This window comes from Algoriphagus ratkowskyi, from assembly GCF_002150505.1.
Classification (GTDB): domain Bacteria; phylum Bacteroidota; class Bacteroidia; order Cytophagales; family Cyclobacteriaceae; genus Algoriphagus; species Algoriphagus ratkowskyi.
Genome location: NZ_MSSV01000001.1, coordinates 1 through 21,903 on the forward strand (window position 1 = coordinate 1; position 21,903 = coordinate 21,903).

Annotated in this window: 23 protein-coding genes; 5 read left to right on the top strand and 18 right to left on the bottom strand. The window is 39.8% G+C overall.

Going from position 1 to position 21,903, the window contains the following annotated elements; translation table 11 throughout:
* Positions 1-56: 56 nt before the first annotated feature.
* The 3 genes from BVH02_RS00005 to BVH02_RS00015 all read right to left on the bottom strand — a co-directional run bounded on the left by BVH02_RS00005 (position 57) and on the right by BVH02_RS00015 (position 3,293).
* The gene (locus BVH02_RS00005; RefSeq protein ID WP_223271783.1) at positions 57-440 is read right to left on the bottom strand and encodes an iron chaperone; all 384 of its coding nucleotides are present in this window, start codon (positions 438-440) and stop codon (positions 57-59) included.
* 53 nt (positions 441-493) lie between these two features.
* Entirely contained in the window at positions 494-2,053 is a 1,560-nt protein-coding gene (locus tag BVH02_RS00010) for a M81 family metallopeptidase (protein ID WP_086497693.1), read from the bottom strand.
* 145 nt (positions 2,054-2,198) lie between these two features.
* A complete protein-coding gene (locus tag BVH02_RS00015) occupies positions 2,199-3,293 on the bottom strand; it encodes a VanZ family protein (protein ID WP_086497694.1) in 1,095 nt (364 codons plus the stop codon).
* Between the two features lie 151 nt (positions 3,294-3,444).
* On the opposite strand from BVH02_RS00015, the gene BVH02_RS00020 reads away from it, so the two are divergent.
* A complete protein-coding gene (locus BVH02_RS00020; protein WP_191278297.1) occupies positions 3,445-3,783 on the top strand; it encodes a nucleotide pyrophosphohydrolase in 339 nt (112 codons plus the stop codon).
* Between the two features lie 14 nt (positions 3,784-3,797).
* Here BVH02_RS00020 and BVH02_RS00025 read toward each other — a convergent pair whose 3' ends face one another.
* From BVH02_RS00025 to BVH02_RS00035, 3 genes are all read right to left on the bottom strand, one after another.
* Entirely contained in the window at positions 3,798-4,265 is a 468-nt protein-coding gene (locus BVH02_RS00025; RefSeq protein ID WP_086497695.1) for a hypothetical protein, read from the bottom strand.
* 61 nt (positions 4,266-4,326) lie between these two features.
* Positions 4,327-5,799 (bottom strand): sulfatase, encoded by a 1,473-nt coding sequence (locus tag BVH02_RS00030; protein WP_086497696.1) that lies wholly within the window; start codon positions 5,797-5,799, stop codon positions 4,327-4,329.
* Positions 5,800-5,929: 130 nt separating this feature from the next.
* Positions 5,930-7,408 carry an alpha-amylase gene (locus tag BVH02_RS00035; RefSeq protein WP_086497697.1) on the bottom strand — a complete coding sequence of 493 codons (1,479 nt, stop codon included), beginning with the start codon at positions 7,406-7,408 and terminating at the stop codon, positions 5,930-5,932.
* 174 nt (positions 7,409-7,582) lie between these two features.
* Here BVH02_RS00035 and BVH02_RS00040 point away from each other — a divergent pair, with 174 nt between their 5' ends.
* The gene (locus BVH02_RS00040; protein ID WP_158093837.1) at positions 7,583-8,662 is read left to right on the top strand and encodes a BamA/TamA family outer membrane protein; all 1,080 of its coding nucleotides are present in this window, start codon (positions 7,583-7,585) and stop codon (positions 8,660-8,662) included.
* Here BVH02_RS00040 and BVH02_RS00045 read toward each other — a convergent pair.
* The 3 genes from BVH02_RS00045 to BVH02_RS00055 form a co-directional block, all read right to left on the bottom strand.
* The gene (locus BVH02_RS00045; protein WP_086497699.1) at positions 8,659-9,369 is read right to left on the bottom strand and encodes a 2-phosphosulfolactate phosphatase; all 711 of its coding nucleotides are present in this window, start codon (positions 9,367-9,369) and stop codon (positions 8,659-8,661) included. The genes BVH02_RS00040 and BVH02_RS00045 overlap by 4 nt on opposite strands.
* Entirely contained in the window at positions 9,369-10,463 is a 1,095-nt protein-coding gene (gene gcvT, locus BVH02_RS00050) for a glycine cleavage system aminomethyltransferase GcvT (RefSeq protein WP_086497700.1), read from the bottom strand. The genes BVH02_RS00045 and gcvT overlap by 1 nt, the downstream gene beginning before the upstream one ends.
* A 107-nt stretch (positions 10,464-10,570) precedes the next feature.
* A complete protein-coding gene (locus tag BVH02_RS00055; RefSeq protein ID WP_086497701.1) occupies positions 10,571-10,897 on the bottom strand; it encodes a HesB/IscA family protein in 327 nt (108 codons plus the stop codon).
* Positions 10,898-10,986: 89 nt separating this feature from the next.
* Here BVH02_RS00055 and mce point away from each other — a divergent pair, with 89 nt between their 5' ends.
* Both mce and thiL read left to right on the top strand, forming a co-directional pair.
* Positions 10,987-11,388, top strand: a complete 402-nt coding sequence (mce, locus tag BVH02_RS00060; protein WP_086497702.1) for a methylmalonyl-CoA epimerase — start codon at positions 10,987-10,989, stop codon at positions 11,386-11,388.
* Positions 11,389-11,659: 271 nt separating this feature from the next.
* On the top strand, positions 11,660-12,688 hold the full coding sequence (thiL, locus tag BVH02_RS00065) for a thiamine-phosphate kinase (RefSeq protein ID WP_086497703.1): 1,029 nt from the start codon (positions 11,660-11,662) through the stop codon (positions 12,686-12,688).
* A gap of 239 nt (positions 12,689-12,927) precedes the next feature.
* On the opposite strand, the gene tsf is transcribed toward thiL, so the two are convergent.
* The 8 genes from tsf to BVH02_RS00105 form a co-directional block, all read right to left on the bottom strand.
* Positions 12,928-13,758, bottom strand: coding sequence for a translation elongation factor Ts (tsf, locus tag BVH02_RS00070; RefSeq protein WP_086497704.1), 831 nt, complete (start codon positions 13,756-13,758; stop codon positions 12,928-12,930).
* A gap of 208 nt (positions 13,759-13,966) precedes the next feature.
* Entirely contained in the window at positions 13,967-14,731 is a 765-nt protein-coding gene (gene rpsB / locus BVH02_RS00075; protein ID WP_086497705.1) for a 30S ribosomal protein S2, read from the bottom strand.
* Between the two features lie 33 nt (positions 14,732-14,764).
* Positions 14,765-15,151 (bottom strand): 30S ribosomal protein S9, encoded by a 387-nt coding sequence (gene rpsI, locus BVH02_RS00080; RefSeq protein ID WP_086497706.1) that lies wholly within the window; start codon positions 15,149-15,151, stop codon positions 14,765-14,767.
* 9 nt (positions 15,152-15,160) lie between these two features.
* Positions 15,161-15,604 (bottom strand): 50S ribosomal protein L13, encoded by a 444-nt coding sequence (rplM, locus tag BVH02_RS00085; RefSeq protein WP_086497707.1) that lies wholly within the window; start codon positions 15,602-15,604, stop codon positions 15,161-15,163.
* 181 nt (positions 15,605-15,785) lie between these two features.
* Complete coding sequence (locus BVH02_RS00090) at positions 15,786-16,496, bottom strand: RluA family pseudouridine synthase (protein ID WP_086497708.1); 711 nt, start codon at positions 16,494-16,496, stop codon at positions 15,786-15,788.
* Positions 16,497-16,595: 99 nt separating this feature from the next.
* Complete coding sequence (locus BVH02_RS00095; protein WP_086497709.1) at positions 16,596-17,651, bottom strand: sensor histidine kinase; 1,056 nt, start codon at positions 17,649-17,651, stop codon at positions 16,596-16,598.
* Entirely contained in the window at positions 17,652-18,344 is a 693-nt protein-coding gene (locus tag BVH02_RS00100) for a response regulator (RefSeq protein ID WP_086497710.1), read from the bottom strand. It abuts the gene before it with no gap.
* A 151-nt stretch (positions 18,345-18,495) separates the two neighbouring features.
* A complete protein-coding gene (locus BVH02_RS00105) occupies positions 18,496-19,287 on the bottom strand; it encodes a DUF3108 domain-containing protein (protein ID WP_086497711.1) in 792 nt (263 codons plus the stop codon).
* Positions 19,288-19,466: 179 nt separating this feature from the next.
* Between BVH02_RS00105 and recA the strand changes: the two genes are divergently transcribed.
* Complete coding sequence (gene recA / locus BVH02_RS00110) at positions 19,467-20,498, top strand: recombinase RecA (RefSeq protein WP_086497712.1); 1,032 nt, start codon at positions 19,467-19,469, stop codon at positions 20,496-20,498.
* Between the two features lie 85 nt (positions 20,499-20,583).
* Here recA and BVH02_RS00115 read toward each other — a convergent pair whose 3' ends face one another.
* Positions 20,584-21,831, bottom strand: coding sequence for an ABC transporter permease (locus tag BVH02_RS00115; RefSeq protein ID WP_086497713.1), 1,248 nt, complete (start codon positions 21,829-21,831; stop codon positions 20,584-20,586).
* Positions 21,832-21,903: the final 72 nt, after the last annotated feature.

The following is a 21,903-nucleotide window of genomic DNA, read 5'->3' on the forward strand; positions in this document are numbered from 1 at the left end:
ACACTTCGGTCTCCCGTCTTCGGTCTTCCAGCATTTAGAAAATCACTTTATGCCGTTTACTCTTTCTTCTTCTTCTTCAGCTCCGCTTTAGCCTCAGCTTCCGCGGCTCGGAATTTAGAGATATCGGTAATCAATTGAATCGGTAGAGGCTTATCTAGTGGGAATTGAATAGCGCCAGTTGAGGTCACATATTTCTTGAGCTCTTTTTTGAATTCAGTCACACCACTGCTTGTAGGGTAGAAGCCTATGTGCTTTTTGGCAGCAGAGAAATATACCAGTACCTCTGTAGTTTTATATGCTGGCATGTGATAACTGATAACTTCTTTAGCTTTTGGAATAGCTTTCAGAATAGTTGTGCGCATTTGTTCAAGCTTTTCTCTTACCTCCGGAGAGCACCAACTGAGGTATTCTTCAACTGAAGATGGTTTTGCGTTCATCATTTTCCAAAGATGTTAGATTTTAGACTTAAGACTCAAGACTTTTTCATTAAAAATCAGTCAAGCTTATTCGCCGCTGGAACAAATTTAGCTTTCAAATCTGGATCTGCCATCGCAGCATCTAACGGGAACATCGGACGGTTAATTCGCTTGTATCCTAATCTCTCCAAATCCTGATCAACTCCGCCCGGAGTCAATGCCATAATCCAATCTCCTCGCATATCATATAATTCCGGCACTAAATAGCCAATTTTCACTACCACAATATTTGCCTCTCTTGGCTTCAATCCAAGGTTTGTGAAGTCACTTTCTCTATGATAAGGCTTGCGCTTTTTGGTCACGATTACATGCACCGAGCCAACCTTCACTACTACTTCAACTTCAGCTGCGTTGTCGCCTTCTTTGATTGCTTCTACAGTTCCTTTCAGCATCACAGGAGGTGCAAACCTGTCGTCAATAGCTGCTCCAGCAGTTCCTTCCACTTTTCCTCCAACTCCAGCAGCAATTGCCTTCTCCACAAACTCAGGACCTGGGATAGACGCATAAATCAATATTGGACCGTCTTCAGATTTGAATTCAGGTCTTTTTAAAATTTCTGTCAATGTCCAAGTTACATCGCCAGCACCACCAGCAGTTGGGTTGTCACCCATGTCGCTAATCATGAAAGGCTTTTTGTCACTAGCTAATGCCATTTTCAAGCTTTCATCCAAGGTGGCTACAGGAGCAACAAATTCGAATTCATTCCGCACATCCCAGAAGCTCTTCGCAAGTTCCTCAGCCGATTCTGTCACCTGTTTCTCATCATCTCCAGTCACCATCACCACGGCATGATTTCTAGGCTCATCTGCCCAAGCATATCCAATCCATATCGCAGCATCGATCACTCCTTCTTTCTTGGTCATTGGGTCTACTTTTGCATAAAGACTCATGCCAGGGTCGATTCTAGTACTTGTCTTTTCGCCAGGTAGCAAAATAGGAACCGGAATCCAAGCTTTGTAAGCAGGTTTTCCTTTGCCACTTTCCAGCCTATCCAACATATTTTCTACTGCTCTTTGCTTCGATTCTAGCGCATCCTCATGGGGAGCCATTCTGTAGCAAGTGATCAAATCTGTGTTTTCTGCCAGCCTCCATGAAACATTTCCATGTAGATCCATAGAGGTGGAAATCAAAGTCTCTGTCCCTACAACTTCTCGAACTCTGATGATGAAATCCCCTTCTGGATCATCTAATCCTATCACGCTCATGGCACCATGGATATCGAAGAAAAGTCCGTCATAGGGTAGATTCTCTTCTAGCATTTTCAGCGTTTTACCCACCAACTCTTCATAAGCTTCCCGGGTCACTATTCCACCTGGAATGGCATGACCTCTAAGGGTTGGAAACCATTCGGCTCTCCCTCTATCCGCAGAAGCTGAATCAAGGAACGGGTAATAAGAGAATATATCGGCGCCTTCTCTAGTTCGGAAGGACTCTACATCACTTGTCGCTGGTGAAAAAGTGCTCGACTCAATCGCTATTCCTGCTATTGCAATGCGTGGAAGCTGTTTTGGTTCTTCCTTAGTAGAACAGGAAACAGAAATAAGTGAGGTAAAAAGAAGAATAATGAAATATTTCATGGCTTAACTTGTAGAGTTTGTGAATATCCAATGTGAGGAAATCCTCAGTCTATATACACGCCTCAATTTAAGCCAACATCTCGAAACATTATGTAAATTTTTCTAGAATTGTTTTTTGTAACCTGAAAATTTTTTAAAAGACTACTTACTTTTCTTTCTCCTTTTGTGCTAAAACCTGCGTAGTATGAGCAAATCTATCCAGCCAACCGCGTCGATCTTTTCTGATAAAAGTCACCATAACGGTTCCAAAAAACCAAATGGCTAAAAATAACATATATAGAAATAAGTAAAAATTGTCATCGAATCTGGTGTCAATCAAAAATTTAGATACTTCACCAACCAAAAAAGGGAGTATCAAAAATATGCCATAACGAGCAATTAAATCTTTGTAACTGAGTTTAAGCCCATCCATTCTGACGATTCGAATGCCCAATAGCTTCTTGCCAAAGGTCTGTCCATTGGTCAGTTTGCTTGTAAGAATAAAATAGAAATATAGCAGTCCGACTTTCATCAGAGAGAGTAGCCACACTTTCTCTGTAATCCCCTCAATAATATAGGCGGTAAACAAAATCACCAAAAGTGAATCAACAAATATTGCCAAAAATCGCTGTGTCAACGTGACCGAGCTTTGATTTAAAAGTGGCTTACTGGATACATTTGGAAGAAAAGTAGTATAGGATGCAATGGTAAATCCGACGAAACATCCAAACGTGTTGGTGATCAAATCATCCACCTCAAAATATCTGTATCGGCATGGATATAGTCCGTAAAGGGCTGTAAGTTGCGTGATTTCGAAGAATAGAGATGCTAAAAAACCTAGCAAAGTTGCTATTCCAATACTTTTAATTTGGAATAGATACTTTAGGAAAAAGCCCAATGGCATTAATAACAATACATTAAAAGCGGTAACCATAAAGGTGGTGCTTTGTACAATACTGAAAAGTGATATATTTCCTTGTACCTCTCTGAAGGTATTTATCACAAAACGAAATGGAAAAAATGTTGGAGGAACACTTCCTCTGAATTCACAGAATTTAGCTGAAATCGGTGGAAGAGGGAGAACAGTTAGGAAAAATGCTGTCATCAGATAAAATGCGAAGACATAAAAAACAAAGCCTCTGTTAACTTGAACATATCCTATCCTACGATATTGGAAATATGCATAGGGCACAAAGCTTAGAAAGGCAATAAGCGGAAAATAAAGAATGGAGGTTCTGATCGCTTCGAAATATGAATTCATAAAACCCTGATTTTGCTTTTAGCAAGTTTTAAAGACTTGCCTTGGGCATACCTAAAATTGAAACTGCTTTCTGCAAGAACCGAACCGATTAAACTTGATTTTTGCGGTGGAAACTAATAGATTGTTAATTTTGGTAAAACTCAAAAGTAATATGAAATCCGAAATTACCATCTCTGAAGCCCAACAGCAAGTAGATCATTGGATCAAAACTGTCGGTGTCCGCTACTTCAACGAATTGACTAATATGTCAATATTGATGGAAGAAGTCGGAGAGTTAGCCAGAATCATGTCCCGAACCTACGGAGAGCAATCCTTCAAGGAATCTGATAAGGGAAATGATCTAGGCGATGAGATGGCAGATGTGCTTTGGGTGTTGATCTGCTTGGCTAATCAGACTGGTGTTGATCTCACTGATGCGATGAAGAAGAATTTCGAAAAGAAGAATATTCGAGACATCGATAGGCACAAGAATAACGAGAAGCTGAAATAGTGAATGGGTTAATTCTATTCTGAAATTACTTCAGTAAAGGATTTCGATTGACTGAAAAAATTTATCCCAAATAACCTCCATGATAAAATGCCATTTACTTCGAGCTTTCCGTCACTTTCGTATACTCCTGATTGTTCCCAATCTAAACCTGACATAAAACCTGTAAGATTTGAATCTGTGTATTGCGTTAGGATTTCACCCGATTCTTTGTCACGGATAGAGACAATGGAAATATGGTTGGTCAAGGTTTTACCTGTTTCTACAATAGTTACCGTTGTGGGTTTATTGTAACTCATTTTAGGAGCGACAGAATCCTTTGATTTAGCTGAAAGTAAGACGAGTAAACCGACAACAAAAAAAATAGAATAAGGTCTTGAATTTCCTACCGCAATGTTTTTTCGTCTAAAAAAAAGGCTGAATCCAATCCACAGCCAACTTAGAATCAATAAAATATTTAGAACTCCCCAAATCAGATAAATCATAAACTTAAATTTTTGCTATGTTAGAAAATATAATTATTACTTAGTTTTAAGTAATTCCTTATTAATCAAACAATCCAGTATTTCCTTTTTCCAACAAGGGCATTAATTCAGTTACTATTTTCGGGTTTTGTTCGGCAATATTGATCGTTTCTAGCGGATCTGTCTGATGATCATATAGCTCAATAGTTGGCTCGACACTTCTAAAATACTTCGTTAATCTATAGCGATCGGTTCTGACCGAAATCCCTTTGTTGTAGTAGGAATAGGCGACATTTCCAGATTGAGATTCTTTGGTTTTTAATAGACTTGCGAAGCTGTCTCCATCCATATTTCCAGGCGTTTTCACGTCGAGTAGTTCCAAAAGTGTAGGATAGATGTCAACTGATTCCACAATTGACGAATCAATTTTACTAATAGTAGATCCGGGGATTTTGAAAATTAGCGCAGAATTTAATGCATTTTCAAAAAGCGTATGCTTTCCCCAAATCTGCTGCTCACCCAAATGCCAGCCATGATCTCCCCACACAATTACTATGGTGTTTTGATCCAGTTCAAGCGCCGTCAATTCGTCTAGAATTAAACCAATCTGGGCATCCGAATAAGACGCGGCAGCATAATAGGCATGCTTGATTTTTCTGGCATAATCATCGGATAGGATCTTATCCAATCCAGCTTTTTCTTCACCCAATTCATAGCCATTGAACTCACCACTTTCTTGGAGACTAGAATTTGCCACGTTTTTAGGCTTCCTAGGATTCTTTGCCACAGGAATTTGATCTTCGTCGTAAAGATCCCAGTATTTTTGTGGAGAGGTAAAAGGCAAATGTGGTTTGAATAGACCTACACCTAAGAAAAATGGCTGTGATTGATTTTTTAATTCCCGTAGTTTTTTGATTGCTAACTGTGTTGTCAATCCGTCCGGGTATCCCAAGTCATCTACGTCCGCTGCCTCGTAGGGCTTAACTTGCTTTTTCATGCTTTGGCGATTTTCCCCATTTGCGTAAGCAAAAAATGCATTCCAGCCAGTTTCCCATTGCCCATAGTCAAATGGCATTTCATCCCAGCTGTATGGCAATTCTCTTTGATTAGAAACTGCCTCCTCGTATCCATAAACATATCCATCTGCTGAATGGGAGATTTTGCCTATGCCTACAGTATGATATCCATTCCTTCGAAGATGATGGATAAATGTTTCTGGATTTTCTGATTCAGGTTTAATGGACCATTCATCGCCCATTATATTATTACCTAGTTCAACAATTCTGCTCGGTCTTTTCCCAGTGAGAAAAGCCGCACGAGAAGCTCCGCAGGTGGGAACTTGCACAAAATGGTGGCTAAAACTTACGCCTTCGGAAGCTAACTTATCGAGATTTGGCGTAATGATAGTGCTGTTTTCAAAGTGGCCTAATTCAGATCGAAGATCATCGACGGCGATGAAAAGTACATTTGGTTTGCTTGTCTGTGCATAACTTTTAAAAAATACTGAGGCCAGTAAAATGATAAGAAGTGTATGATTTAAAAATTTGTATCTCATAATCCGCTGTAGTTTCAGCCTGTCAATCTAGGCCATTTGTTGCGGAGATAAAAGTGTTGTCAGCTCATCTTTTAACTAAGGTCGCTGAATAATAAAAAGAGCTGGCAGTATTTGCCAGCTCTTGAAAAGTCTAAATGATTTCAGTCCAAACAGAAACTGATCCCGGAGCACAATGGAATTCTGCCCATCCGGACTCATTTACCCATACTTCATCTTGGATTTTACCTAGGATATCACGGAAACTTCTCCCTGAATATCTAGTCCCAATCTCCATTGAGATAGTGGCGCCATCGGCATTGGACATCACTACTGCACATCCAGAATGCTCCTCGTCTCCCTCTCTTGTCCAACCGATTGTATTCATGCTTTCAAAATAATCACGCTGAGTTCCAAAAGCGAAATCTTTTCTAACATAAAGCATTGCTTCCAATCCGTCCACTTTATTGATAAAAATCTCATAATCTTGACCATCGTCCCCTTTATCCCAATAGCTCGCACCAAAGAGATCAGGATAAAATACACATGGATAACCATCGTTGCGCAGCAAGATAAGTGCGTAAGCAAGCGGCTTGAACCATGGTTCAACTGGCGCTTCCAGTGACTGAAGTGGCTGCGTATCGTGATTGTCCACTAGTGTTACAGCCAATGCTTGGTTGTGCGCAACTAATGATTCATCGAAGATTGTTCGTAGATCAAACTCACTACCTGCGTTTGATGCTTTATGAAGATTGTGTTGAAGTGCAGAATCAAACACACTCATTGTGCTGTCAGTAGCATCAATATAGCGCTGGAGTAATTCTAAATAACCTGGGGCCCAATACTCACCAACTGCAAAGATTTCCTTTCCTGTCCGCTCTCTAAGTAGGTGAAGAAATTCTTTAAAATATTGAGGTGGTATGTGTTTTACGGCATCTAAACGCACTCCATCGAAATAGGTGAGTTCGTGTAGCCAAAGAGAATAATTTAATAACTCTTCACGTACTGCTGGATTTCTAAATTCTATATCGCAGAACATCAAGTAATCATAATTACCCTTTTCATCGTCGATCACGTTTTCCCAATCGTCACCATATTCGCTCAAAAAATTAAATATGCCGTTATCTTGATTTCTATGATCGTAATCTACTCCACTAAAGCATTGTTTATCCCATATAAATTTAGAATACATTCCATTTCTTCCAGGAAAAGTAAATTTAGTGAAAGCTTCAATATCATAAGGATCTGAGATGTTCTCCAAACGATTTTCTTCACTAACCTTTATGGCTTTGATGACTTCAGTTTCATCTCCTCCAGCTTTGTGATTAAATACTAAATCAACAATGACCTGAATTCCTTTATCATGAAGGGCTTGAGTCGCTTCAATAAATTCATCTTTAGTACCATACTTAGTCCTTACAGAACCTTTCTGGTCAAATTCCCCGAGGTCAAATAAATCGTAACTATCATACCCTACACTTCTTCCTCCTTGTTCAGCTTTCGAAGCTGGAGGAAGCCAGACACTTGTAATTCCTAGATTTCCCAGGTATTCTGCTTTCTCTTTTACTTCCTTCCAAATGGTATCCTCTGGGGAATACCAATGGAAAAATTGGATCATAGTTCCGTTTTTCATTGTTAAAAGTTGGTTGATGGTAGTTTAACTTATCGGTAAACGCCAAAAATCAAGGATGGTTCAAAAAAAAAAAATCTTTATAAAACCACCTATTTAGTCATGCCTAGAGCATAATAAGGTCAGATAATTATCAATACTTTAATCTGTTTTGAAGGGACTTTCGTACTTTTCAACGTGAGATTTATATTCCTGTTCCTATTTGTATCATTCAATTGCCTAGCTCAAAAAGCTGACTCCGATGGAATTGGAAAAAATGATAAACTTACAATTTCTGTATTGCCTCTGGTTTATTATACTCCTGAGACTAAATGGGTGTTCGGGGCGGGCGCAGTAGGTTCGTTCAAGCTCGCAAACATTGACACCTATGAGAGTCTAATAACAGCTGGGCTTGCCTATTCTCTGAGAAAGCAAATTTTAACCTATGCAAGTTGGAGGATTTTCACACCAGCGAACAAAGATCTTTTTATTGGAGAAGTGGGATGGTACAGCTATGTATATTATTTCTATGGAGTTGGAAATGATATAGCAGAAAGTGATCAAGAAAGCTATTCCGCCAAATATCCGAGGATTAGGTTTGATTATGCACGTAAAATTTCACCCAATTTGTATTTAGGTATTCGATATGGATTTGACAGTTATGATATATACGATCTAGATCCTACTGGTCAGTTAATCAATGGGGAATTTACAGGACCCCAAGGAGGTGTTGTAAGTGGGATTGGTCCCTTACTAGTTTATGATTCTAGAGACAATCAGCTATATCCCACAAATGGGAATTATGCGGAGGTTAGTTTTCAGCAATACGCTAAGTACTTAGGAAGTGATTTTAAATACAACCGTGTAGTAGTTGATCTGAGAAACCTATTTCCGATAAAAGATAATCAGGTATTTGCGACTAATTTTTACTCTGAACTTACTTCAGGAGGAGCTCCTTTTTTTTCGCTGGCAAATATGGGAGGGAACAAGCGGATGCGGGGTCTTTTCGAAGGGAAATATAGAGATCAAAATTCGGTGATACTGCAAGGAGAATATCGATATAAATTTCTTCCACGTTGGGGTGCAGCGTTTTTCTCGGGAGTTGGAAATGTATTCTCTGCTGAAAATAAATTTCAATTTCAAAACACAAAACTTACCTACGGAACCGGGGGGAGATTTCAACTCACTAAAAAGAAAAAGCTAAATCTGCGACTAGATTTAGCTCATTCTCCTGGAGAGGATCTTCAGTTTTATTTTACTTTTGGAGAAGCATTTTAAAGCTTTATACCAGTTAGAATCCCGTTTTCAACTTTGCCTACCAAGCTGAATAAATCCAGCGTAAGACAAAAGTCTATATCGGAATCGATGTTGTGATTTTGTAGACGTTTTGCATGGGAAGCCTGTGAAAGAAAATTCTTCAGGTCATGCCCTTCTTTTTCATACAAAGACTTCATAGCAATCGCTGCATCATCTTCAGAATAGTGAGTTGCCTCCAATGCTTTTACCAGTGCTCCGGCATAGAGAGAGTCTTCTAGGTTAAACTTTCCTTTCCATCCAGCACAATGAATTAGGACATCCATTTCTCGTGATTGAATGTAGCTAACAGTTGCCTGTAGATTTGGAAAAGCACCAATCAAAATCTCTTCGGCTCCAATAGATTTAGAAATTGCCAGCGTACCATTAGTAGTAGTCATCGCAAGTTTCTGGCCTTGATATTCACCGGTAAGATAGGCTAGAGGTGAATTTCCCAACTGGAAACCTTCCGCCATGATTCCATTTCTTTCCCCTGCAATTAAATAGTCCGAAGAAGCCATAGTTCGGCATTCTTCCAGGTCAGCGCAGGTTTTTATTTCTGAGATTCCATTTCCCAATGCCGCAACCATCGTGGAAGTGGCTCGAAAAATATCAACCACTACCACGATTTTGCCCTGTAATTCATGCAGGTGAATTAATTCTGGACTGAAGCAGATTTCTACGTGTTGCATTAGGCTTTCAAAAGTGGAAGTTTCTCCACCACTGCTTTTAAATTCTTGTTTCTTACTTGGATGAAAATCTCAGTTCCCACCTTACTGAATTCTGTTTTTACATAACCTAAGCCGATACCAACTCCCATGCTTGGAGATTGTGTGCCTGAGGTTACTTCACCAATTACCTCTCCAGCTGCATCCACGATAGGATAATGTCCTCTTGGAATACCTCTTTCTTGCATGATGAAGCCAACCAATTTCTTTGATACTCCAGCTTCTTTCTGTGTTGCAAGCGCATCAGAATTGGTGAAGTCTTTATTGAATTTGGTGATCCAACCCAACCCAGCTTCCAAAGGGGAAGTGGTATCGGTGATGTCATTTCCGTATAGACAATAACCCATTTCCATTCTGAGTGTATCTCTAGCACCTAGGCCGATTGGCTTGATGTCAAAGTCTTTTCCAGCTTCGAACACAGCGTTCCAAACTTTTTCAGCATCCTCATTTTTCACGTAGATCTCAAATCCACCGGAGCCTGTATATCCCGTTCCAGAGATGATCACATCCTGAACTCCTGCAAATTCTCCTACAGTGAAATGATAGAATTTAACCTCAGAAAGATTAACTGGCGTCAGGGATTGTACTGCTTCGATAGCTTTCGGGCCTTGAATAGCGAAAAGTGACATCCCATCAGAGATATTGGTGAGGGTAGCGCCCATGGTATTGTGCTGGTTTACCCAAGTCCAATCTTTGTCAATATTACCAGCATTTACGACAAGCATAAACTTCTCGTCTTCAAACTTGTATACGATAAGATCATCTACGATACCACCAGTTTCGTTTGGAAAGCAAGAATACTGCGCTTGTCCATCGACGATTTTAGAAGCATCGTTTGAAGTAACTTTTTGGATCAGGTTGAGAGCCTCTGGGCCTTCCACCATGAATTCGCCCATATGGGACACATCAAAAACGCCCACGCCATTTCTCACGCAAAGGTGCTCTTCATTATCAGAACTGTAACGCACAGGCATATTATATCCTGCAAAAGGCACCATTTTACCGCCAAGGGCAACGTGCAAGTCATTGAGTTGAATTTTTTTGATTTGCTCTTCCATAATCTGGGTTAATTTTCTAGTGGGCAAAGGTAAGGATTGAGGCGAAAAATGCACTAAAAAAGGCAACCCGATCAGGTTGCCTTCTTATGATTTGCAAGAATGCTAGCTTATACGGAGAAGCTTTCGCCACATCCGCAGGTTCTGCTAGCATTTGGATTGACGAATTGGAAACCTTTTCCATTCAGTCCGTCGGTGAATTCCAGTGTAGTTCCGGCTAAGTATAGTAAGCTTTTTCTGTCCACTAGGATTTTCACTCCTTTATCTTCAAATACATGGTCAGTTTCTATTTGAGCGCCATCGAAGCCTAAGTCGTACATTAGACCTGAGCAGCCGCCACCTTTCACCGAAACACGTATATTTTCATTTTCTGCGCGTCCTTCCTCTTTTTTGAGCTCTAGGATACGCTCTTTGGCTTTGTCAGAAACGATTATCATATTTTTATATATTACTTTGTCTTAAGTTGAATATTGGGAAAACAGGCTTGCTCCCAAAATGATTCACTGCAAATATAGCAAATTTAAAAATGAGGAAAATCGAGCATATAGGAATCGCTGTAAGCGATCTAGAAAAGTCTAATTCACTTTTTGCGAAGCTACTTGGAAAAGAACACTTCAAAACGGAGAAAGTAGATGGAGAGAAAGTAGCGACATCTTTTTTCCAAGTAGGAGAAACCAAAATTGAACTACTCCAAGCGACAGATGAAAGTAGTCCGATTGCTAAATATCTGGAGCGAAAATCAGAAGGTGTTCATCATATCGCATTTGATGTGGAGGATATCACGGCTGAAGTTGAAAGACTCAAAGGTGAAGGCTTCGAAATCTTGAATGAAAATCCGAAACTGGGAGCAGATAATAAATTAGTGGTATTTTTACATCCTCGAAGCACGAATGGTGTTTTGATTGAGTTGTGTCAGGAGATATCTTAACTTCAATATTCATTAGTGAACATTTATCATTAGATATTTTTGATGGAAAAAACTTGTCCGCCGGGGCGGATTGAAAGATCTGAAAATTGAAAAAGTTGGTTTAGAAGATGCTGAATTGTAGGAAGGTCTCAAAGTGGCGAGAGTTGTAGAAGAACCTCAACTTCACTTTAAATCTCGTAAATCTGAAATTCAAAAAGTGCCAATAGAATAAGTACATAAAACGCTGCGTTTCCCGATAGCTATCGGGAGCGCCGCCGCGAGAAATAATACTATGTCAGAAAAAAGAACAGAAATAAACGATTTGGGTGAATTCGGCTTGATCGATCATCTAAATAAAAAAGTAATTATTAAAAACTCCAGCACCTTAAAAGGTATTGGAGACGATGCTGCAGTGATTGAAGCTGGAAATATGGTCAAAGTCGTGACCACTGATCTTTTGGTGGAAGGAGTTCATTTTGATCTATCCTATGCACCATTGCCTCACTTGGGTTTCAAAGCTGTGGCTGTGAATGTATCTGACGTGGCAGCTATGAATGCTGTTCCAAAGCAGATCACGGTAAGCATCGCGCTATCTAACAGATTCTCCGTGGAGGCAATTGACGCTTTGTATGAAGGTATTCATGCAGCATGTGAGCATTATGGTGTGGATTTAATTGGTGGTGATACTACTGCTTCGAGAAGTGGCTTGGTGATCTCTGTGACTGCGATCGGCGAAGCAAAACCTGAGCAAATCTCTTATAGATCTGGAGCTAAAGAAAATGATATTCTTTGTGTGACTGGAGATCTTGGGGCAGCCTTGGTTGGATTGCAGATCTTAGAGCGTGAGAAGGAAGTATTTCTTGCCAATCCTGATATGAAGCCTGATTTGGGTAAATATACCATTATCACTGCTCGTCAATTGAAGCCAGATGCCCGAGTGGATATTATCCATGAACTACGGGAAATGGATGTAATCCCTACCAGTATGATAGATATTTCGGACGGACTAGCTTCGGAGATTTTCCATATCTGCAAAGCCTCAGGAGTAGGAGCTACGATCTATGAAGATAAGTTGCCAATTGATAAGCAGACTTTTGATACTGCTGTGGAATTGAATCTCGATCCGATTACCTGCGTCATGAATGGGGGAGAAGATTACGAATTGCTATTTACGATTGATCAGAATGACTTTGAGAAACTAGAAAAGCATCCTGATATTCACTTCATAGGTCATATCACAAAGTCGGAGGAAGGGAAATTCCTAGTCACTAAAAGTGGAACGGCTGTGCAGATTAAGGCTCAGGGCTGGAAGCATTTTTAAAAATCTGATTATCCCAAATGATGCCATTTATATTCTTTTCTTTGCTTACCGAGCTGGAAGACCGATGACCGGTGACCGAAGTTACTTTAGTGCGAGTGTTTACCATACATTAAGAAGCTTTTGTCTTTTACTGGTTCAGTTTCGGATTAAAAGATTTAAAAATAGCAAATACTTGGAAACCAAAAAACCTCTTCAAATTCAATTGAAGAGGTTTTTTTATGGTTAAGGATCTTTTCGGATTAACCGATAGATACTCTTTTAAATGCAGATACAGTCATACCTTTGCTTACGCTATCAAGATATTGAGCGATCGTCATGCTGTTGTCTTTTACAAAAGACTGGCTAAGAAGTGTGTTCTCTTTGTAGAACTTATTCAGTTTACCCAAAGCGATTTTCTCAAGCATTTCTTCAGGTTTGCCTTCAGCTCTTGCTTGCTCTTTTCCAACTTCGATTTCACGCTCTACAGTAGAAGAATCAACTCCGTCTTTGTCTAAAGCAACTGGGTTCATCGCTGCAATTTGCATTGCTACATCTTTTCCAGCTTCTTCTACATCAGTTCCGTTTGTATTAGTCAAGCCTACCAATACACCTAATTTACCATTAGAGTGGATGTAAGGAACTACAGTCTCAGCTTCTATTACCTCAAAGTGTGAGATCTCAAGTTTCTCTCCGATTTTGCCAGTCATCTCAACGATCTTAGCTGCTACGAGCTGATCTTCGAAAGGAAGTGCAAGAATAGCTTCGATCGTAGTAGCTGAGTTTTCGACTGCGATGTCCATCAAAGAATTAGCAAACGTCACGAAACCTTCGTTTTTGGCCACGAAATCTGTTTCACAAGTCAATGTAAGTAAATATCCTTTTGAGCCATCAGTAGTGATTCTAGTTAATGCTACACCTTCTTTAGTCTCACGATCAGCTCTGGAAGCAGATACTTTCTGACCTTTTTTTCTAAGGATATCAACCGCTTTTTCGAAATCGCCTTCAGCTTCAGTTAAAGCTTTTTTGCAATCCATCATACCGGCGCCGGTCATTTGTCTCAATTTGTTTACTTCTTGTGCAGTAATTGCCATGGTATTATCAGTTTGTATGATTAAACGATATAATTCAATTTCAAAAACTTCTAGCTCTCAGTGAAGAACGTAGACGTTTTGTGCTCGGTAATGGGGTGCATTGGTCTGAGTGAGAATTCTCAAAAGGCAAATGCAGGTAAAACAAAAAAATTGAACATAGGCCGAAACCTGATGTTCAATTTTTAATATATTTCAATCAAGTAGTGGATTAATCTTTTGTTTCAGCAGCGTCCACAGCTTTTTTCGCTTCTTCCTCTTCAGTAAGTTTAGCGTCTTCTTTGTCTCTCTTACGCTCTGAAAGACCTTCTTCGATAGCTGCGCCGAATGCTTTAACCAGTAAAGATACGGACTTGAAAGCATCGTCATTAGCAGGGATTGGGAAATCTACCTCGTTCGGGTTAGAGTTCGTATCTACTAATGCGAAAACAGGGATACCAAGCTTTTTTGCTTCAGCAATAGCAATGTGTTCTCTTTTGATGTCCACGATGAAAAGTGCAGCAGGTAATCTGCTCAAGTCAGCGATACCGCCAAGAACATCTTCCATCTTGTCTTTCTGACGAGAAACCATCAAACGCTCTTTTTTCGCAAGGTTCTTATAAGCTTCCTCTTTCATCAATTTGTCCAAGCCAGACATTTTCTTCAATGATTTACGGATAGTCGCGAAGTTGGTCATCATACCACCTAACCATCTTTCGGTTACGAAAGGCATGTTTAGTCTCTTCGCTTCTGCAGCTACAAGATCTTTCGCTTGCTTCTTAGTAGCAACGAACATCACTTTTTTGCCTGAGCGTACGATTTGCTTGATTGCGTTAGATGCTTCGTCGAGGCATACAAGCGTTTTGTTAAGATCGATAATGTGGATACCATTTTTCTCCATGAAAATGTATGGAGACATTCTTGGATCCCACTTTCTCGTCAAGTGTCCGAAGTGAACACCAGCATCTAGTAAGTCTTTATATTCTAATTTTGCCATAATATATTTTGTATATCCAGAAGTATATCCAGATTAACGTTTTGAGAACTGGAATTTTCTTCTTGCTTTTCTACGTCCTGGCTTCTTACGTTCCACCATTCTAGGGTCACGAGTAAGGAAACCTTCTTTTTTCAATGCTGGTCTATGCTCTATGTCGAACTCACATAGCGCACGAGAGATAGCCATACGAGCTGCCTCTGCTTGACCTGTACTTCCACCACCATCTACATTAATCTTGATGTCGTAGTTACCATCTACACCTACTAGTGTCAATGGCTGTTTTACTACAATCCGGTGAAGTTCAAAAGGGAAGTGAACTTCTAGAGATCTGTTGTTAACGGTGATTTCACCTTTTCCTGGGGACATATAAATTCTGGCCACAGAGGTTTTTCTTCTACCGATTTTGTTGATCATTTCCATAATAGACGATTAAAGAGTGATTGGTTTAGGCTGCTGTGCAATATGCGGATGCTCAGATCCTTCATATACGTACAAGTTGCCGTATAATTTTCTTCCCAATCTGTTTTTAGGCAACATGCCTCGTACAGCTTTCTCGATCAAGATAGTTGAAGATTTCTCTTTCAATAATCTTGGCGTAGAAATACGCTGTCCACCTGGATAACCTGTGTGTCTCACATAAACTTTGGAGTCCCACTTGTCACCAGTTAATCTGATTTTGTCTGTGTTAATTACGATGACGTTGTCACCACAATCAACATGAGGCGTGAAGCTTGGCTTCGTCTTACCTCTTAAGATTTTTGCTACCTCACTAGCCAATCTACCTAAAACTGCAGCTTGGGCATCCACTACCACCCATTGCTTTTCTACAGTTGCGGCATTGGCTGATACGGTCTTATAGCTCAAAGTATCCACTGTGTAACTGTTTAATATTTAGCTTGTTAAATTTATTTCACCCTCAAAAAGGGACACAAAGATAGGAGTATTTTGTTTTGGATGCAAAATATTTCCAATACTAAGTCCTAATTTTCACAGGCTTAGCTTTTTACTACCAATCATTTTCGGGTTTTTCTTCACTTTTTTCGATGGGGATCTCTTAGCTGGTTTTCTCTAGCTGAGTAACCAAAACCTTGAAATCCTTAGGATAGGGGGCATTTATGAACAAATCTGCTCCGTCCAAACCCTGAAATCCAATCGAATAAGCATGAAGCGAAACCCGCTGCATAATTGGTAATTCTTCTGTCTCTTTTTTTAAATTAAATCGACGCTTGATAGAAGAAAGGTATAAAGGGTTACCTCCATATAAAGTGTCTCCGCAAATCGGGGACTTGAGGTAAGCCAAATGAACCCTAATCTGGTGCAGTCTCCCAGTGATGGGTTTGCACTCGACTAATGTATGTGCGTAGTAGGTTTTCAACGTATTGAAAATCGTCTGCGCTGGCTTGCCATCTTTACTTACTTTGGCTATTCCTTTATTGTTGGCTGCGAGATTTCTGTCCACCAGCTCATCGCTGAATTCCTTGATCCCTTCCACCACTGCATGATAGACTTTGTTTACTTTTCTGCTTTCAAACTGCATGGCCAAATGCCTGTAGGCCGCTGGATTCTTAGCAATCACTAGACATCCTGAAGTTTCCTTATCCAATCGATGGCACAGTTGGGAATCGGGTGTGTGAGCCTTGGCTAAGTCTAGGATGTTCTGCGCTTCGTGCCTATCGTCTAAGCTTGATAGATACGGCGGTTTATTGATTACTAAATAATCCTCGTTTTCAAACAGAATAAGATTGTCAAAATCTACTTTCTTCATGGATTCTCCTGCCTCTTCAATTGAGGCTGCAAAAGTAGGGAAAAAAGGATGGGTAAAAAACTTCTCTGGATTTTATTCTTTATGGGTTACCACTTATGGTTATTCTTCGGTAGGATCGACTTTCACTAGAGGTAGCGAAAAGCTGAAAATAGATCCTTTACCCACGGTAGAACTTACAGAAATCTTGCTTTTGTGGCCTTCTAGAATATGCTTAACTATCGCTAATCCTAAGCCTGTGCCCCCTTCTTTTTTATTTCTGCTTTTCTCCACCCGATAGAAGCGTTCAAAAATTCGCTTTAAGTCTTCTGGAGGAATTCCCTGTCCATCATCTTTGATATCCACTTTGATGGTGTTTTTAAGAGTTTTAAGGGAGATGTTTACTTCTCCGCCAGTATGATTGTACTTCATGGCATTGAAGATCAAGTTTTGGCAAACTCGGTAAATCTTCTGTCTGTCTCCATTTGTCAAGTAGTGCTTAGTTGACTCTACTTCAAATTCTATGTGTATGTCCCGCTTAGAAGCCTTGTGTTCTAGCTCCTCCATTACTTCTTCGAGAAGTACTTTCATATCAAAATCCGTAAAATTGAATTTGATTACACCACTTTCCATTTGATTCAGCGTGAGAAGATCTTGAACAAGTATATCTAGTGAATCTAGACTTTTGGCAGCTCTTTTCAGAAAGCGCATTCTAACTTGTTTGTCGTCAATCGCTCCGTCTAAAAGGGTGTGAATATACCCTTGGGTAGCAAAAATCGGGGTTTTTAACTCATGTGAAATGTCGGCAATAAATTCCCTTCTAAATTCAGCGTTCTTCTGCAGGGTATCAATTTCTTTTTGGCGTGCTATCGCATAGGAATTTATGACTTTATTGATTTTCCTCAACGGAGAAATAGAACTTATTCTTCCTTTTTCACTGATTTCAGATAAATCTTTTCGTTGGATTTTCTCCAAAAGAGAATAGATATCTCCGATTTCCTTGAATATAAAAAACTCCAGTGTGAATGAAATTAGCAAGTAAGCCGATGAAAAAGCAACGCCCCAAGCTACCAGGAGCAATAGGTAAGTCGACTCATTCATCAAGGACAAAAATGCGACAACCAGGGCCGAGATGGCTAAAGCCAGGATCAAAGAGATTCCTCTGGAAGTGGTAAACATTTATTGTCCTAATTCGAATTTATAACCTACACCTTTTACGGTAGTAATGTAATCATCTCCAATTTTCTCACGTACTTTTCTGATGTGCACATCGACAGTTCGCGCCAACACATATACATCGGTTCCCCAGATATTTTGAAGAAGTTCATCTCTACTGAAAACGATATTAGGGCTTTTGGCTAGGAAATACAACAACTCAAATTCTTTCTTAGGAAGGATAATTGTCTTTCCTGCTTTGTCAATCGTATAGCTGCCACGGTCAATAATCAAATCTCTGATTTTGATCTGGATCTGATCTTGTTCCTTCTTGGACTCACGTCTGAAAAGCGCTGAAATCCTGCTCATCAATGCGCGTGGCTTGATAGGTTTGGTGATGTAATCATCTGCCCCAACGTCAAATGCCGCTACTTCTGAATATTCTTCCATGCGAGCTGTAAGGAAAATGATGAAGGTATTTTTGAGCTCGGGGATCTGTCTGATTTGAAGGCAAGTTTCTACGCCATCCTGATTAGGCATCATGATATCCAAAAGAATCACGTCAGGTAGGAACTTTGCTGCTGTTTTTACTGCTTTCAATCCATCTTCCGCAGTGGCTACATCATAACCTTCTTTGAGGAGATTATATTTTAGGATTTCAACAATATCAGGTTCGTCGTCAACTACCAGAACTTTGATTTTTTGCTTTTCGCTCATCAGGGATTTCTTAATGTTTGATTTAAAATTAAGAAATATTTAAGGATTGGGACCTAATAAATGAGCGCAGGGGGTGTTAAAAATGGATGCAAATGCCTAGAATGTTTGATAATAGCGACACTATGTTACCCCAGTGTTATGTACTTTTGGATTAATTGTTTTTCAAACCCTTGGCAGAGATGATGTCTAGATTGAGAGAGCCAATGAATAGATTGGCCTTGATTTTAACTGGGATTTTATACTGATCCTTTGTGACCCATACCTTCACAGGGAATTCTCCTCGAAAAAGTTTATTCTTAGGGAGCTGTGGAGAGAATATGTACGTTTCCTTTTTTCCAAGATTGGTATCTAGGGTTTCTGTGCCCTCGTAGATTAACTTAATGTTATATATTTCCTTATCAAAGAATCCGCGGATTAGAATAGATTCTCCGGGCTTCAAATCCCTTAAATCTTGAGATCTTAAGTGATAAAATCCGCTGACCAGATCCTGAACTTGACCAGGTAAATCAAAGTCTTTTGTGTCCTTTAGATTTCTGTTTTCCTTATCAAAAAGCTTCATAGTTGCTTTTTTGTTTTTTTGATCGAAGTGGACGTACTCGTGCTTTCGGTATTTGCCCTCTTCAATATGTCTATAGGATAAGGAAGGGAGGTTAGTTTCAATATCGAGGTAGGTTCCCCAGTTATCATTCACTTTCCCAAAAATCGTTGCTGCGCCTTTAGTTTTGCCGTACACATCAATTTTATAATGTGGTTTGTCATTCTGACTTTGCGGTTTTTTGGAAACTTGCATTTTGGCATCAGCAAGATTGAGCCATCCGTAGGAAACTTCAAAAGATAATTCCTCACCAAAAGTATAAGGATAGGAGCTTACTTGATCTTGTGCGGAGAGATCGAATAGGGTAAAGAATACAATGAGAGTAAGTGATCCGAGGATTCTTTTCATAAATTATAATGACAATACCTGACGAAAAGGATGGTATTCTATAGGTATTACGAAAAAACGTGCCGAAAGGCGATTAAAATTACGAATTTGCCTTTCCAAAACAATAGTTGTGGCTGTCTTGCTTATAAACTACTGTTTATTTACTTTCATATAACTATAGGATCTAACAAAATAATAGCATGAGTAATAACGCTGAAAAATTAAAAGCCCTGCAACTGACCATCGACAAGTTGGAGAAGACTTACGGTAAAGGCACGGTAATGAAACTGAGCGATAATAAGGTTGTGGATATTCCTGCCATATCCACAGGTTCGATAGGTTTGGATATCGCCTTAGGTGTAGGTGGGATTCCACGTGGACGTGTGATTGAGATTTATGGACCTGAATCTTCCGGTAAAACTACCTTGTCGCTGCATTGTATAGCAGAGGCGCAAAAAGCTGGTGGTATGGCGGCCTTTATAGATGCTGAGCATGCATTTGATAAGGCCTATGCAGAAAAATTGGGTATAGACACAGAGAATCTTCTGATCTCTCAGCCAGACAATGGGGAGCAAGCTCTTGAGGTTGCAGAGCATTTGATTCGTTCCGGTGCGATAGATATTATCGTGATTGACTCTGTTGCCGCTTTGGTGCCAAAGGCAGAGCTGGAAGGCGATATGGGTGATTCCAAAATGGGTTTGCAAGCTAGATTGATGTCTCAGGCTTTGCGAAAGCTAACTGGAGCAATCAATAAGACTGGCTGTTCCTGTATTTTCATCAACCAGCTTCGTGAGAAAATTGGTGTGATGTTCGGTAATCCTGAGACTACTACTGGTGGTAATGCATTGAAATTTTATGCCTCGGTACGTTTGGATATTCGAAGAATCGGTCAGATCAAAGAAAGTGCTGATAATATCCTAGGTAATAGAACCAAGGTGAAAGTGGTGAAGAATAAAGTTGCGCCACCATTTAAAGTGGTAGAATTTGATATTATGTACGGGCAAGGAATCTCCAAAGTAGGAGAAATAGTTGATCTTGGTGTGGAGCTGGATATAGTAAAAAAGGCTGGCTCTTGGTTCTCATACAATGGGGAAAAACTAGGTCAGGGACGTGAGTCTGTGAAAACCCTTCTGCTGGACAATCCTGAACTGATGGAAGAGCTGGAATTAAAGATCAAAGCTGCATCTGGCTTATCCTCCAAAGGAACAAGTGAAGTAGTGGAGAAAGAATAGGTTTGAATTATAAAGCATTTATATACAGAAAGAGGTTGATCATTCATTTGATCAACCTCTTTTTTGTATAGTGAATTAGCGTGTATTAATTCGTTCTAATAGCTTCTACTGGATCCATTCGCGCTGCGAGCGTGGCAGGAACGATTCCCGAAACTACTCCAATGATAGTGGATACTCCGAGACCTAAGATGACATTGCTTAAGGAAAGTGTGATTTCCAAAGTGCCTAATTGGATAAATGTCATGAAATAGACAATTATAATTCCAGTAATTCCACCGATCAAACTCAGAAGAACAGATTCAAATAGGAATTGAAAAAGGATAAAGTAATTTTTAGCTCCTAGCGACTTTTGAATACCAATAATATTGGTTCGCTCACGAACGGACACGAACATGATATTAGCGATACCAAATCCACCTACTAAAATTGAGAAGCCGCCAATAACCCATCCTGCCACGGAGATTACGTCGAAAATCGACCCGATGGCATTCTGAATAAACTCTGTTTTGTTTAATGCAAAATTATCCTCGTCTCGTGGTTTTAAGCCTCTTTTGGCTCGTAGCAAACCCGTCATTTCGTTTTCTAGTGCTACCAATCCTATGTCTTCTTCCATGCCTTGTACGGCAATGGTAGGTTCCATACCGTTTCTTCCGGTATAATACATCTTATTAAAAGCTCCATAAGGAATAAGGCATGCTTGATCCTTAGATGGTGCGTCAAATAATCCTTCCCCTTCTTCTTCAAATACACCGATAACGGTGAATTTCATTCCTTTAATTTTAATTGATTTACCGATTACTTCCTGTTGAGGATAAAGTGTATTGGCAATTTCTCTACCGATGATTGCCATGTTTCTTGAGGCGTTTATTTCGGACTGAGTGAAGAACCTACCTTCTTCAATTGTTAGCTCGTACACATCCTGATAAGAATAGACCGCTCCAGTTAGTTGCATGCCTTGATACGCGTTACTTCCTGCTTTTACAGTAGTGCTAGAGGATGCAGAGATGGTAACTGCTTTCGCAGAGGTCAGGTTTTGTTCGAGAAATTCGTACTCAGCTACTGTCCCTGGTGGTCTTCTGAAATATTTCCACCAAGGATAATCTTGGGGGCCATTTGCATAGGGAAATCTATCCACTCGCATAACATTAGTACCCAAAAATGAGAAGGATGATTTAATGTTTGCTTCTAATGAATCAACGAGTGTAAATACTGCTATAATAGCAAAGATGCCTACCGTAACTCCCAATAGAGATAATATGGTACGTGTCAGACTAGTTTTTAATGCAGATATTGCGAAGCGAAAACTTTCCCATGAGAGTTTAAGAAATAACATTTCTATAAAGTTGGTTTAAAACAATTTGTTAAGTTAGCAGTAATTGCCTGATATTGTTAGTATCTTTGCATT